Source organism: Pseudomonas sp. UYEF17 (assembly GCF_040546125.1).
GTDB lineage: Bacteria > Pseudomonadota > Gammaproteobacteria > Pseudomonadales > Pseudomonadaceae > Aquipseudomonas > Aquipseudomonas putida_Z.
The window spans coordinates 74046-87747 of sequence record NZ_JBEPNE010000017.1 but is presented as its reverse complement, the minus strand read 5'-3'; the positions used below and the strand labels follow the sequence as shown (position 1 = coordinate 87747).

Annotated in this window: 13 protein-coding genes and 2 tRNA genes; 1 reads left to right on the top strand and 14 read right to left on the bottom strand. The window is 60.9% G+C overall.

Features of this window, described 5'->3' with window-relative positions:
* Window positions 1-236: 236 nt before the first annotated feature.
* The 14 genes from rpsO to rlmE form a co-directional block, all read right to left on the bottom strand.
* Window positions 237-506, bottom strand: coding sequence for a 30S ribosomal protein S15 (rpsO, locus tag ABIB24_RS21575; RefSeq protein WP_003249971.1), 270 nt, complete (start codon window positions 504-506; stop codon window positions 237-239).
* 147 nt (window positions 507-653) lie between these two features.
* Window positions 654-1571, bottom strand: coding sequence for a tRNA pseudouridine(55) synthase TruB (gene truB, locus ABIB24_RS21570; protein ID WP_274078625.1), 918 nt, complete (start codon window positions 1569-1571; stop codon window positions 654-656).
* 3 nt (window positions 1572-1574) lie between these two features.
* Window positions 1575-1973 (bottom strand): 30S ribosome-binding factor RbfA, encoded by a 399-nt coding sequence (gene rbfA / locus ABIB24_RS21565; protein ID WP_025340699.1) that lies wholly within the window; start codon window positions 1971-1973, stop codon window positions 1575-1577.
* Between the two features lie 116 nt (window positions 1974-2089).
* Window positions 2090-4630 (bottom strand): translation initiation factor IF-2, encoded by a 2541-nt coding sequence (gene infB / locus ABIB24_RS21560; RefSeq protein WP_075046424.1) that lies wholly within the window; start codon window positions 4628-4630, stop codon window positions 2090-2092.
* Between the two features lie 27 nt (window positions 4631-4657).
* Complete coding sequence (nusA, locus tag ABIB24_RS21555; protein WP_003258062.1) at window positions 4658-6139, bottom strand: transcription termination factor NusA; 1482 nt, start codon at window positions 6137-6139, stop codon at window positions 4658-4660.
* Window positions 6140-6198: 59 nt separating this feature from the next.
* Window positions 6199-6657, bottom strand: a complete 459-nt coding sequence (rimP, locus tag ABIB24_RS21550) for a ribosome maturation factor RimP (RefSeq protein ID WP_003249960.1) — start codon at window positions 6655-6657, stop codon at window positions 6199-6201.
* 130 nt (window positions 6658-6787) lie between these two features.
* Window positions 6788-6864 (bottom strand) — tRNA-Met (locus tag ABIB24_RS21545).
* Window positions 6865-6964: 100 nt separating this feature from the next.
* Window positions 6965-7050: transfer RNA gene (locus ABIB24_RS21540), tRNA-Leu, on the bottom strand.
* Between the two features lie 21 nt (window positions 7051-7071).
* Window positions 7072-7470: a preprotein translocase subunit SecG gene (gene secG / locus ABIB24_RS21535; protein ID WP_015271857.1), complete on the bottom strand. Its 399-nt coding sequence runs from the start codon at window positions 7468-7470 to the stop codon at window positions 7072-7074.
* A gap of 4 nt (window positions 7471-7474) precedes the next feature.
* The gene (tpiA, locus tag ABIB24_RS21530; protein ID WP_274078624.1) at window positions 7475-8230 is read right to left on the bottom strand and encodes a triose-phosphate isomerase; all 756 of its coding nucleotides are present in this window, start codon (window positions 8228-8230) and stop codon (window positions 7475-7477) included.
* Window positions 8231-8295: 65 nt separating this feature from the next.
* Window positions 8296-9636 (bottom strand): phosphoglucosamine mutase, encoded by a 1341-nt coding sequence (glmM, locus tag ABIB24_RS21525; protein ID WP_025340702.1) that lies wholly within the window; start codon window positions 9634-9636, stop codon window positions 8296-8298.
* A 16-nt stretch (window positions 9637-9652) separates the two neighbouring features.
* Window positions 9653-10504, bottom strand: a complete 852-nt coding sequence (gene folP / locus ABIB24_RS21520; protein WP_274120297.1) for a dihydropteroate synthase — start codon at window positions 10502-10504, stop codon at window positions 9653-9655.
* Between the two features lie 8 nt (window positions 10505-10512).
* Window positions 10513-12417, bottom strand: coding sequence for an ATP-dependent zinc metalloprotease FtsH (ftsH, locus tag ABIB24_RS21515; RefSeq protein ID WP_025340704.1), 1905 nt, complete (start codon window positions 12415-12417; stop codon window positions 10513-10515).
* Window positions 12418-12620: 203 nt separating this feature from the next.
* Complete coding sequence (rlmE, locus tag ABIB24_RS21510; RefSeq protein WP_025340705.1) at window positions 12621-13247, bottom strand: 23S rRNA (uridine(2552)-2'-O)-methyltransferase RlmE; 627 nt, start codon at window positions 13245-13247, stop codon at window positions 12621-12623.
* A gap of 102 nt (window positions 13248-13349) precedes the next feature.
* Here rlmE and yhbY point away from each other — a divergent pair, with 102 nt between their 5' ends.
* A complete protein-coding gene (yhbY, locus tag ABIB24_RS21505) occupies window positions 13350-13658 on the top strand; it encodes a ribosome assembly RNA-binding protein YhbY (protein ID WP_003249945.1) in 309 nt (102 codons plus the stop codon).
* Window positions 13659-13702 lie beyond the last annotated feature (44 nt).

Below are 13702 nucleotides of genomic sequence, written 5' to 3'. Positions count from 1 at the left end.
TTCAGTGGCTCTTGGGGGAACTGGTTTCTTGCGAATTCTTGGGCAGAACGGGGAATCGGCCCCATTGACCGTCCAGATACAACACGAGGCTGGGAGCCTGGCACCAAGCGGGAAATCCGCTCAGCATTGCCAGGCTGCCAACCTCGGAGATACGCGTGGCGTGTCCAACGGCAGCACTGCAAAACAGCCCTGCCGAAGCCTGCGACACGCCATGCACACCACTGGCCAGGCCGCTATTAGCGACGCAGACCCAGGCGACCGATCAGGGCGCTGTAACGAGTGGTGTCTTTGCCCTTCAGGTAGTCCAGCAGCTTACGACGCTGGTTGACCATACGAATCAGACCACGACGGGAGTGGTGGTCTTTGTCGTTGGCCTTGAAGTGGCCTTGCAGCTTGTTGATGTTGGCGGTCAGCAGAGCAACCTGCACTTCCGGGCTACCGGTATCGCCGGCGGCTTGCTGGTATTCGGCAACGATCTGAGCTTTTTCTTCAACGCTGAGGGCCATTTGGCTTCTCCTGATAACGGATCCCGCATGCGGGGTCCAATAGGCCAGGGACAAATCCCTGTATTAATAAAAAAGGTGTGACCGTGCCTACTGACAGCCACCCTTGGTGCCGTGGGGCCTGGCAACTGCCTGGCCTCACGGTTTCGGTCATTCCGACCGAATCAGCCGACGCGGCGCAATGCGCCCGTCTTCGCTCACTTCACCGATACCGATGAAGCGTGCATTGTTATCCTGTACCCGGACCATGCCAAATTGTGGCGCGTCCGGCGCGCGTACCGCCTGCCCATGCAGCCAGTAGAACGCACTGTGTTCGGACAGGCACACCAGCGGCCAGTCCTGCAGGCCGCTGTCCGAGGGCATGAGGAAGCGGTCGAGCGCTTCGTTGCCGCCTTCGGCGTGGGCCTGTTCGAGTTCCTCGAGGGTGACCGTCTGTGCCAGCGCGAAAGGCCCGGCCTGGGTCCTGCGCAGCTCGGCGACATAGGCGCCACAGCCAAGGGCCTCGCCGATATCCTCCACCAGAGTGCGGATATAAGTGCCTTTGCTGCATCCTACGCTCAACCGTGCACGGGTGCCTTCGCACTCGAGCAACTCCAAGCGGCCAATAGTAACAGAACGCGCCTCGCGCTCCACTACCTCTCCTGCACGTGCCAGCTTGTACAGCGGCTGGCCGTCACGCTTGAGCGCCGAGTACATCGGCGGTATCTGGCTGATCTGGCCACGAAAACGCGGCAGCAGGGCCTCGATGTCGGCGCGACCAACGGTCACCTCGCGGGTCTGCAGCACCTCACCTTCGGCATCACCGGTGTTGGTAGTCTGCCCCATCTGCATGACCGTTTCGTAGCCCTTGTCGGAATCGAGCAGGTACTGCGAAAACTTGGTCGCTTCGCCGAAGCACAGCGGCAGCACGCCGGTTGCCAGCGGGTCGAGGCTGCCGGTATGGCCGGCTTTTTCCGCGTTGAGCAGCCAGCGCACCTTTTGCAGGGCGGCGTTGGAGGTGAAGCCCAGCGGCTTGTCGAGCAGGATGATGCCGCTGACGTTGCGGCGGATACGTTTGACCTGGGCCACCGCTTACTCCTCGGCGTCCGGCTTGTCGGCATCCTTGTGCAGACGGTCTTCGGCGACCGCGCGCTCGATCAGTGCCGACAGGTGGACACCGCGGCTGACGCTTTCGTCGAAGTGGAAATGCAGTTGCGGCACGCTGCGCAGCTGCATCGAGCGGCCCAGGTGCAGGCGCAGGAAGCTGGCGGCGCTGTTCAGGGCCTTGAGCGACTGCTGCACTGCGTCTGGCGTTTCTTCGCCCATGACGGTGATAAAGACCTTGGCATGGCCTAGGTCGCGGCTGACATCCACAGCGGTGATGGTGACCAGACCGACGCGGGGGTCCTTGACTTCACGGCGGATCAGCTCGGCCAGCTCGCGCTGCATCTGATCACCGATACGTTGGGTACGGCTGTATTCTTTGGCCATTCTTGCTACCTGTAACTTAAAGCGGCAAACGCCCGGTCAGGCTGATGCCTGACCGGGCGCTACCTACTGAGGCACTGCCCACCGCCCTGCGGCGGGGGCTGGCGCCCTGCTCACCCTTAAAGGGTACGAGCAACCTGGACTTTCTCGAAGACTTCGATCTTGTCGCCGACCTTGACGTCGTTGTAGCTCTTCACGCCAATACCGCACTCCATGCCGTTACGCACTTCGGAGGCGTCGTCCTTGAAGCGACGCAGCGACTCCAGTTCGCCTTCGAAGATCACAACGTCTTCGCGCAGTACGCGGATCGGACGGTTGCGGTACACGGTACCCTCGATGACCATACAGCCAGCGATGGCGCCGAACTTCGGCGAACGGAACACGTCACGTACTTCGGCGACACCCAGGATGTTCTCGCGAACATCGCTGCCGAGCATGCCGGTCAGGGCCTTCTTGACGTCTTCGATGATGTCGTAGATCACGTTGTAGTAACGCATATCCAGACCTTCCTGCTCGACGATCTTGCGCGCGCCGGCATCGGCACGCACGTTGAAGCCGAACAGTACTGCATTCGAAGCCAGCGCCAGGTTGGCGTCGCTCTCGGTGATACCACCGACGCCGCCACCGATCACGCGTACCTGAACTTCGTCGTTGCCCAGGCCCGACAGCGAACCCTGCAGTGCTTCCAGGGAACCACGCACGTCGGTCTTGAGGACGATGTTGAGGGTCTTCTTCTCTTCCTGACCCATGGTCTCGAAGATGTTTTCCAGCTTGCCGGCGTGAGCACGGGCCAGCTTGACCTCGCGGTACTTGCCTTGACGGAACAGGGCAACCTCACGGGCCTTCTTCTCGTCGGCAACCACGGACAGCTCGTCACCGGCTTCCGGGGTACCGTCCAGGCCGAGGATTTCGACCGGGATCGACGGGCCGGCTTCCTTCACAGGCTTGCCGTTCTCGTCGAGCATGGCGCGCACGCGGCCATAGTTGGAACCGCACAGGACCATGTCGCCCTGACGCAGGGTACCGTCCTGAACCAGGATGGTCGCCACCGGGCCACGGCCCTTGTCCAGGCGCGATTCGACAACCACGCCACGACCTGGAGCGGTCGGGGTAGCGGTCAGCTCGAGGATCTCGGCCTGCAGCAGGACAGCCTCGAGCAGTTCGTCGACGCCGGTACCCATCTTCGCCGAAACCTTGACGAACGGAGTGTCACCACCCCAGTCCTCGGAGGTCACGCCTTCGACGGCCAGCTCGTTGCGGATGCGATCGATATCGGCACCCGGCTTGTCGATCTTGTTCACCGCAACCACCAGCGGAACGCCAGCTGCCTTGGCATGCTGAACGGCTTCGCGGGTTTGCGGCATCACGCCGTCGTCCGCCGCCACCACCAGGATGACGATGTCGGTAGCCTTGGCACCACGGGCACGCATTGCGGTGAACGCAGCGTGGCCTGGGGTATCGAGGAAGGTGACCATGCCGCGGTCGGTTTCCACGTGGTAGGCACCGATGTGCTGGGTAATACCACCGGCTTCGCCAGCGGCAACCTTGGCACGACGGATGTAGTCGAGCAGCGAGGTCTTGCCGTGGTCAACGTGACCCATGACGGTAACGACCGGCGCACGCGATTCGACTTCACCTTCGAACTTCAGCGATTCGGCCAGGGAGTCTTCCAGGGCGGTATCGCTGACCAGGGTCACTTTGTGGCCCAGTTCTTCGGCGACCAGCTGAGCGGTTTCCTGGTCGAGCACCTGGTTGATGGTGACCGGGGTACCCAGCTTGAACATGAACTTGACCACTTCAGCGGCCTTGACCGACATCTGTTGGGCCAGTTCCGAGACGGTGATGGTCTCGCCGATGGTCACGTCACGGATGACTGGACCGGTCGGGTTCTGGAAGCCGTGCTGGTTGCGCTTCTTCAGCTTGCTCTTGCCACCGCGGCCACGGCGTACGCCATCGCTCTCTTCATCGGTGGTGCGCGGTGCGGCACGAGGAGTCGGAGCCTTTTCCTTCTCCTTGACCTTGACCTTGATCGACACGCGCGGGGCCTCGCCACGACGCTCGCCACCACGACGGTCTTCGTCACGGGTGCGGCCTTCGTTGCGACGGGCTTCGTCCTTCTTGCGCTCGGCAGCACGGGCTGCGGCGTCTTCGGACGCCGGGGCGTCGGCAACTACCGGGGCCGGGGCAGCGGCAGGCGCCGCCTCTGGCTTGGCGGCAGGCGCAGGGGCTGCAGCAGCGGTATCGGCGGCCTGACGGCGAGCCTGCTCTTCGTTGCGCTGGCGAACTTCGGCCTCGACCTTCTCGCGAGCGGCATTTTCAGCCGCGCGGCGCTCTTCCAGTTCACGCTTCTGCTCAGCCTGGATTTCTTCCGGGCTGCGCTGCACGAATACTTTCTTCTTGCGTACTTCTACGCTGATGCTCTTGCTACCGGCGACACGCAGGGTGCTGGTGGTTTTGCGCTGCAAGGTAATCTTGCGCGGTTCTTCCGCCTTGCTCTTGTGGCTGCTCTTCAAATGAGTCAGCAAGGTCTGCTTCTCATTGTCGGTCACTACCTGACCGGCGTCGGTGTGCGGCAGACCTGCCTCACGCATCTGCTGCAGCAGGCGCTCTACCGGTGCCTCGACCTCTTGGGCCAGTTCTTTCACCGTGACTTGCGTCATGCACTTCTCTCCTCAGGCCGCGCCTAATTACTCGAACCAGTGGGCTCGGGCGGCCATGATCAACTTGCCGGCACGCTCTTCGTCGATGCCGTCGATGTCGAGCAGATCGTCGATCGACTGCTCGGCCAGGTCTTCGCGGTTAACCACGCCGCGCACCGCCAGTTCCGCCGCCAGGTCCTTGTCCATGCCCTCGAGGGAGAGCAGGTCGTCAGCCGGATGGGCGTCTGCCAGTTTTTCTTCGGTAGCGATGGCCTTGGTCAACAAACGGTCCTTGGCTCGAGCGCGGAGCTCGTTGACGATATCTTCGTCAAAGCCATCGATGTTGAGCATTTCTTCCAACGGTACGTAGGCAATTTCTTCGAGGCTGGTGAAGCCTTCGTCGACCAGCACTTGGGCCAGCTCCTCGTCGACTTCCAGTTCATCGATGAAATTGCGCAGGATGTCACCGGTTTCGGCCTGCTGCTTGGCCTGGATGTCCTTCTCGGTCATCACGTTCAGGGTCCAGCCGGTCAGCTGACTGGCCAGGCGAACGTTCTGACCGCCACGACCAATGGCCTGGGCCAGGTTGTCCTCGGCAACGGCGATGTCCATGGCATGGGCATCTTCATCAACGATGATCGCCGCGACTTCAGCCGGCGACATGGCGTTGATGACAAACTGCGCCGGGTTATCGTCCCACAGGACGATATCCACACGCTCACCACCCAGCTCCCCGGATACGGCCTGGACGCGCGAACCACGCATGCCGATGCAGGCGCCTTGCGGGTCGATGCGCTTGTCCTTGGAGCGGACGGCGATCTTGGCTCGCGAACCCGGATCACGGGAGGCAGCCATGACTTCGATGAGGCCTTCGGCAATTTCCGGCACTTCGATGCGGAAAAGCTCGATCAGCATCTGTGGCGCGGTGCGCGACAGGATCAGCTGAGGGCCACGGTTCTCGGTGCGAATTTCCTTGAGCAGCGCACGCAGGCGCACGCCAACACGGAAGGTCTCACGCGGAATGATGTCTTCGCGGGCCAGCAGGGCCTCGGCGTTGTTGCCCAGGTCAACGATGACGTTGTCGCGGGTAACCTTTTTGACGGTGCCGGAGATGATCTCGCCAACGCGCTCGCGGTAGGCATCGACCACCTGGGCACGCTCGGCCTCACGGACCTTCTGCACGATGACCTGCTTGGCGGTCTGGGCGGCAATACGACCGAACTCGATGGACTCGATCTTCTCTTCGATCACGTCACCGACCTTGGCTTCAGGGTGGGTTTCGTGAATCTTGCTCAACCAGGTCTCGATCGCCGGATCATCAAGATCGGCTTCGTCGACCACGGTCCAGCGACGGAAGGTCTCGTAGCTACCGGTGTGGCGGTTGATTTCCACACGCAGGTCGACTTCGTCTTCAAAACGTTTTTTGGTTGCAGTGGCCAGTGCCACTTCCAGCGCTTCGAAAATGACGCCGGGCGGTACACCTTTTTCGTTGGATACCGATTCAACAACCAGCAGTACTTCTTTGCTCATCGTACGCCTCGCCTTGCGCAAGCCATTGGGCCCGGATAGTCCGCCGGGCCCGGCACGTCTCAGTCAAAACTGGGAATAATATTGGCCTTGTCGATCGAGTCGATCGGCAACAGGAACTCTTGATTGTCCACCTGGACCACCACGTCCTGCTCCTCCACACCGCGGAGAAGGCCCTGGAAGTTACGACGACCCTCGAAGGGTGAGCGCAGCTTGATCTTCACTTGTTCGCCGGCATGCGAGGCAAACTGTTCCAGAGTGAACAGTGGGCGATCCATGCCTGGAGAAGACACCTCGAGGGTGTATTCACTGCTGATCGGATCTTCCACATCGAGAATTGCGCTGGCCTGACGGCTGACCGCTTCGCAGTCGTCCACCAGGATGCCGCCTTCCTTGTCGATGTAGATGCGCAGTACCGAATGCTTACCCTGGGAAACGTATTCGATCCCCCAGCATTGATAGCCCAGACCCTCGACAACCGGGGCCAACAAGGCCTGCAACTGTTCTAGCTTGCTCGACACCTGAACCCCCTCGTGCATGCTGTGCAAATAAAAAATGGGCGAAGCGCCCATCCCTGAAAGCGCCGTTGGACAACGACGCCGAAAACTGTTCGGTTAGCAAAAAGCCCCTGAAAAGGGGCTCCGCTGAAGCTGGTTGCGGGGGCTGGATTTGAACCAACGACCTTCGGGTTATGAGCCCGACGAGCTACCAAGCTGCTCCACCCCGCGACAAAGCTGGGGCAAAAGTATAAGACCGAACCCTCCTGAGGGTCAAATCCGAACCTTCACCTGCAAGAAAGCCCGCTAAAGCGGGCTCTCAAGCTTTAATTGGTACCGAGAAGGGGACTCGAACCCCTACACCCTATGGGCACAACCACCTCAAGGTTGCGTGTCTACCAATTCCACCACCTCGGCAATACTACTACTTGAAACCCGTTACTTCTGCTCTTGTGCCGGAGGAGGTACATCACCCGTATTAGGAGTGGTTTCGCTCTTCTGCTGCTGGAGCACCGGTACATCATCATTAACTGCCGGTTTCTGCGGCTCTTTCACTTCTAGCACTGCTGGATCTGGAAGACCTGCTTGGCTAAGCTGGTGAGCTTGTTGCTTCGCGAAGTATCCTAACCCAAGTGCTGTCAAAAAGAAAGTGGCAGCGAGTATAGCAGTTAATTTACTCAGGAACGTTGCAGAGCCCTGGCTCCCGAACACGGTATTTGAAGCACCCGCGCCGAAAGATGCACCTGCTTCCGCACCTTTACCCTGTTGCAACAGAACCAGCACTACAAGCGACAGCGCTGCCAACAGATGAAAAACAACGATGACTGTTTCCAGCATTTGTTCAGTTTCCTGCGGCGCGACAAATTGCACCGAATTCGTCTGCGTTCAGGGAAGCTCCACCAATGAGCCCCCCATCGATATCCGGCATGCCGAACAGTTCGGCCGCATTGGCCGCCTTCACGCTGCCGCCGTAGAGCAACTGCACCCTCGCAGCCACTTCAGCATCTTCTGCCGCCAGCTGGCCGCGGATGGCTGCATGCACATCCTGAGCCTGCTGTGGCGTGGCCGTAAGGCCAGTGCCAATGGCCCATACAGGCTCATAGGCAATTACTGCATTGGCAAAAGCCTTAACACCGAATGCCTCGATGATACTGCTTAGTTGACGCCCGACAACTTCGAGCGTTTTGCCGGCCTCGCGCTCTTCAAGGGTTTCCCCGATGCAAAGCACTGGCTTCAAACCTTTGGCCTGGGCCGCTGCAAACTTGCGATTGAGCACTTCGTCGGTTTCACCAATGATCTGGCGACGCTCCGAATGACCAATCAACACCAACTTGCAGCCTGCTTCAACCAGCTGTTCCGGAGCAACTTCTCCGGTCAGCGCACCCTGTTCGGGTTGTACTGCAGAATTCTGTGCGCCGACAGTAATTTCCTTGCCTGCCAGGCCATCGATCACTTGATTGATGAACAAGGCCGGTGGAAACACCGCGACTTCCACTCCGCTCGGCAAGGCCAGATTTCTCAAGCCTTCGGTCAGCTCAGCGACGCTAGCGCGGGTACCGTGCATCTTCCAGTTACCAGCTACCATAGGGCGACGCATGCTTTACCTCGTCGGTCAAAGTGGGCGCAGATAGTACCCAACCCTATCTGCGCTGGCAAGCGCCTTCAGACACAAACTTCGCCAACCAGTTTGGCCAACGCTTCTGCGTGCGCACGCACCTGGCTTTCGTCCTCGCCCTCGACCATCACCCGCACCAACGGCTCGGTACCGGATTTGCGCAGCAGCACGCGGCCGCGGCCGGCCAAGGCCTCGGTCACCTTGGCACTGGCTTCCTTGACCGCCGGGTGCTCCAGCGGGTCGACCTTGCTGGCGCCATAGCGCACGTTGATCAGCACCTGCGGGCACTTGCGCAGGGCCTGACGAGCCTGGGCCAGGGTTTCGCCACGGCGCTTGAGCGCCATCAGCACCTGCAGCGCAGCGATGATCGCGTCACCAGTGGTGGTGTGATTGCAGCACACGACGTGACCGGAGTTTTCACCACCGACCAGCCACTCACGCTCCAGCAGCTCGGCCATGACGTAACGGTCACCGACCTTGGCCCGCACGAACGGGATATCCAGGTCCTTCAGCGCAAGCTCAAGGCCCAGGTTGCTCATCAGCGTGCCCACTACCCCGCCCTGCAGCTTGCCCCGCTCCTGCAGGTCGCGGGCGATGATGAACAGCAGTTCGTCACCATCGACGATGGCGCCGGTGTGGTCGACCATCAGCACGCGGTCGCCATCACCGTCGAAGGCGATGCCCAGGTCGGCATGACCGACCAGCACGGCAGCCTGCAGCGATTCGATGTGAGTCGAGCCACAGCCTTCGTTGATGTTCAGGCCGTCGGGCTGGGCATGCAGCACGGTCACGTCGGCACCCAGCTCGCGGAACACGCTTGGCGCGACCTTGTAGGTGGCGCCATGGGCGCAATCGACCACCAGCTTGAGGCCGTCGAAACTGGTGCTGCTCGGCACGCTGCTCTTGCAGAACTCGATGTAGCGGCCGGCGGCATCGTTGATGCGCGAAACCTTGCCCAGCTTGCCCGACTCGACAACGGTCATCGGCTGGTCGAGCAATTCCTCGATCATCAGCTCGACTTCGTCCGGCAGCTTGGTCCCCTGGCCCGAGAAGAACTTGATGCCGTTGTCATCGTGCGGGTTGTGCGAGGCGCTGATGACGATGCCGGCTTCGGCGTGGAAGGTACGCGTCAGGTAGGCGATGGCCGGCGTAGGCATCGGCCCGAGCAGCATCACGTCGGCACCTGCCGCGGACAGGCCGGCTTCGAGTGCGGACTCGAACATGTAGCCGGAAATACGCGTGTCCTTGCCAACCAGCACCCGGCAGTGGCCTTGCTTGCGGAAGGCCATGCCGGCCGCCCAACCAAGCTTCAGCATGAAGTCAGGCGTGATCGGGTATTCGCCGACGCGGCCACGAATGCCGTCGGTACCAAAGTATTTTCTGCTCATAGGGACTCCAATGTTCTTATTCGGCGTTTTGCACCGCAGCGATCATGCGCACCACATCAACGGTTTCGGCCACATCATGGACACGAAGGATGCTCGCCCCCTTGGTCATGGCCAACGCCGCCAGCGCGAGGCTGCCGTACAACCGCTCGCCGACCGGACGTTCCAGCGTCAGGCCGATCATGCTCTTGCGTGAAACACCCACCAGCAGCGGGCGCCCAAGGCGATAGAGCGCTTCCATATGCTTGAACAGGCTCAGGTTGTGCGCCAGTGTCTTGGCGAAACCGAAGCCCGGATCAAGGATGATTCTGTTTGCGTCGATGCCCGCCGCAGCGCAGGCGGCCATTCGCTGCTCAAGGTAACGCGTAACGTCGGCGGTCACATCTTCGTAATGTGGGTCGTCCTGCATGTTACCCGGCTCGCCGCGCATGTGCATGAGGCATACCGGCAGGCCGGTATCCGCGGCAGCGTCCAGGGCGCCATCGCGCTCCAGGGCTCGCACGTCGTTGATCAGCCCGGCACCGAGGCGCGCCGCTTCACGCATGACCGCCGGGGTGGAGGTATCGACCGAGATGACCACATCGAGGCGGCTGTTGATCGCCTCGACCATGGGGGCTACCCGCTCCAGCTCCTCGGTCACCGATACCGCGCGCGCGCCCGGCCGCGTGGACTCGCCGCCGATGTCGATCAGCGTCGCGCCTGCGGCAACCATCGCTTCGGCATGGCGCAACGCCTCGTCGCGCTGGTTGAAGCGCCCGCCATCGGAGAAGGAATCGGGGGTGATATTGAGAATACCCATGACATGGGTACGCGACAAATCAAGAACCCGGTTGCCGCAAGGCAACCGGGTCGGGTACTGCGCTGAGCTCATAGATGCCCTTAGTGTTGAGCCGCTGGACCGCCGATCGGCGATTCCGGGCGATCACCCTGGGCAGCAGGCTTGCCCGAAGCCGAGTCATCATCCCAGTCGCGCGGTTCGCGGGGGGTACGGCCGGCCATGATATCGTCAATCTGCTCGGCGTCGATGGTCTCGTACTTCATCAGCGCTTCGGCCATGGCATCGAGCTTGTCACGGTTGTCGGTGAGCAACTGCTTGGCCGTGGCGTAGCACTGATCGATGATGCTGCGCACTTCCGAGTCGATCAGCTTGGCGGTTTCGCCGGAAACGCTGGCGTGCTGGCTGGCAGCACTGCGACCCAGGAACACCTCGCCTTCTTCCTCGGCGTACATCAGCGGGCCGAGTTTTTCGGAAAGGCCCCACTTGGTCACCATGTTTCGGGCGATCTGGCTGGCACGCATGATGTCGTTGGACGCGCCGGTAGTGACACCGTCGAAGCCCAAGGTCATCTCTTCGGCAATACGGCCGCCGTACAGCGAGCAGATCTGGCTGATCAGTGCGCGCTTGGACAGGCTGTAGCGGTCTTCTTCCGGCAGGAACATGGTCACGCCCAGGGCACGACCGCGCGGAATGATCGAAACCTTGTAGACCGGATCGTGCTCAGGCACCAGGCGACCGACAATGGCGTGGCCAGCCTCGTGGTAGGCGGTGTTCTGCTTTTCTTTCTCGGACATGACCATGGTCTTGCGCTCGGCGCCCATCATGATCTTGTCCTTGGCCAGCTCGAACTCTTTCATTTCGACCAGGCGCTTGTTGGCGCGCGCGGCAAACAGCGAGGCCTCGTTGACCAGGTTGGCCAGGTCTGCACCGGAGAAGCCTGGGGTACCACGAGCAATGACCGCCGGGTTGACGTTCTCGCCGACCGGCACCTTGCGCATGTGAACCTTGAGGATCTGTTCGCGACCACGAATGTCCGGCAGGCCAACCACCACCTGGCGGTCGAAGCGGCCGGGGCGCAGCAGAGCCGGGTCGAGCACGTCCGGACGGTTGGTAGCAGCGATGACGATGATGCCATCGTTCATCTCGAAACCGTCCATCTCCACCAGCAACTGGTTGAGGGTTTGCTCACGCTCGTCGTGACCGCCACCCATGCCAGCGCCACGGTGGCGACCAACGGCGTCGATCTCGTCGATGAAGATGATGCACGGGGCGTGCTTCTTGGCCTGCTCGAACATGTCGCGCACACGGCTGGCACCGACACCGACGAACATTTCCACGAAGTCCGAACCGGAAATGGTGAAGAACGGCACCTTCGCCTCGCCGGCGATAGCCTTGGCAAGCAAGGTCTTACCGGTACCGGGCGGGCCGACCATCAGCACGCCACGCGGAATACGGCCGCCCAGGCGCTGGAACTTGCCCGGGTCGCGCAGGAACTCGACCAGCTCGCCGACCTCTTCCTTGGCTTCGTCGCAACCTGCAACGTCGGCCAGGGTGGTCTTGACCTGGTCTTCGGAGAGCAGGCGCGCCTTGCTCTTGCCGAAGCTCATCGGCCCGCCCTTGCCGCCCGCGCCGCCCTGCATCTGGCGCATGAAGAACATGAACACAGCGATGATCACCAGGATCGGGAAGCTCGCCACCAGCAGTTGGGTCCAGATGCTCTGCTGCTCAGGCTGCTTGCCTTCGACGATGACGTGGTTGTCGACCAGGTCGCCGATCAGGCCGTTGTCGGTAATGGCCGGGCGAACGGTCTTGAAATTGTCGCCGTCGGCGCGCTTGCCGGTAATGATGTAGCCGTCGACGGTCACACGCTCGACCTTGCCATCCTTGACCTGCTGGATGAAGTCGGAATAGTTGAGGGTCTGCGGCTCGTTAGGGCTGGAGAAGTTGTTCATCACTGTCACCAGGACAGCTGCGATGATCAACCACAGGATCAGATTCTTTGCCATGTCGTTCAATTCGCTACCCTCTGAGGTCGGCGCACGACGCAGCCGTTCCTCGCATGATATTCATCGCCCTAACTTACTACATTACCTACGCAGCCGCAGGCACCGTCTGTAACCCTTTGTGAAAGCTAGACTACACGAAGTTCGGACGATCCTGACGCAGCGGCCGATTGGAAATTACTATCGGCCACCACGCTTCACGCCTTTCATGCCCCTTTGAAACCCCTGCCCAGCAGGTACTGCTCGCGGGAACGGTCACGCGACGACGACGGCTTGCGCATCTGTACCTTGTCGAACTTGCTGCGCACGTCCTTGAGGTACACGTCAAAACCTTCGCCCTGGAAAATCTTGATCAGGAAATCGCCGCCGGGCTTCAGCACGCGGGTTGCCAGATCGAGGGCCAGCTCGCAGAGGAACATGGCACGCGGCATGTCCACCGCAGGCGTACCACTCATATTGGGGGCCATGTCGGAAATCACAAGGTCCACATGCGAATCGCCGACGGCCTCGAGAATGCGCTGCAGCACTTCATCATGGGTGAAATCGCCCTGGATGAAGGTCACATCGGGGATCGAGTCCATCTCCAGGATGTCGGACGCGATCAGGCGGCCCTGGCCACCAATCAGACGACTGGTCACCTGCGACCAGCCACCAGGAGCCGCGCCGAGGTCGATCACGCTCATGCCTGGGCGGATCAGCCGGTCCTTTTCCTGGATCTCCAGCAATTTGTAGCTCGCACGCGAGCGGTAGCCATCCTTTTGCGCCTGTTTCACAAAAGGATCGTTGAAATGCTCTCGCAGCCAGTTTGCGCTGCTTTTGGAACGTTGTACCACGGGGCACCTCGATGATATGCGTCGTGATTGACTGGGCGGAGCCGGTGGCCCTCGGGTAAAATGCCGGTCAATTTTACAGAATCAGACGGAAAGGGTCAGATTATGCCGCTCAATAACGAGCAGAAGAAGCAATACAAGTCCATTGGTCATGACCTGAAGCCGGTCCTGATCGTTGCTGGCAACGGTTTGAATGAAGGCGTCATCGCCGAACTGGAGCGCGCCCTGGTCGACCATGAGCTGATCAAGGTCGAAATTCGCTCGGAAGACCGCGAAGAGCGGGCCGAGACCATTGCCGAACTGTGCAAGGCTGGCCGTGCCGAACTGGTGCAGACCATTGGCAAGAAAGCCCTGATCTACCGCAAGAACCCACAGCCGAACAAGCAGCTGTCCAATATCCACCGTTACAAGTAACGGCACGGGGGCTGCGGCGCAGCCCATCGCGACACAAGGCCGCT

What these genes read in the sequence shown, in the direction of transcription:
- rpsO (WP_003249971.1), bottom strand. Translation starts at nt 506, where the DNA reads ATGGCCCTCAGCGTTGAAGAAAAAGCTCAGATCGTTGCCGAATACCAG.
- rbfA (WP_025340699.1), bottom strand. Translation starts at nt 1,973, where the DNA reads ATGGCCAAAGAATACAGCCGTACCCAACGTATCGGTGATCAGATGCAG.
- infB (WP_075046424.1), bottom strand. Translation starts at nt 4,630, where the DNA reads ATGACGCAAGTCACGGTGAAAGAACTGGCCCAAGAGGTCGAGGCACCG.
- nusA (WP_003258062.1), bottom strand. Translation starts at nt 6,139, where the DNA reads ATGAGCAAAGAAGTACTGCTGGTTGTTGAATCGGTATCCAACGAAAAA.
- secG (WP_015271857.1), bottom strand. Translation starts at nt 7,470, where the DNA reads ATGCTGGAAACAGTCATCGTTGTTTTTCATCTGTTGGCAGCGCTGTCG.
- tpiA (WP_274078624.1), bottom strand. Translation starts at nt 8,230, where the DNA reads ATGCGTCGCCCTATGGTAGCTGGTAACTGGAAGATGCACGGTACCCGC.
- glmM (WP_025340702.1), bottom strand. Translation starts at nt 9,636, where the DNA reads ATGAGCAGAAAATACTTTGGTACCGACGGCATTCGTGGCCGCGTCGGC.
- folP (WP_274120297.1), bottom strand. Translation starts at nt 10,504, where the DNA reads ATGAGCTCAGCGCAGTACCCGACCCGGTTGCCTTGCGGCAACCGGGTT.
- ftsH (WP_025340704.1), bottom strand. Translation starts at nt 12,417, where the DNA reads ATGGCAAAGAATCTGATCCTGTGGTTGATCATCGCAGCTGTCCTGGTG.
- yhbY (WP_003249945.1), top strand. Translation starts at nt 13,350, where the DNA reads ATGCCGCTCAATAACGAGCAGAAGAAGCAATACAAGTCCATTGGTCAT.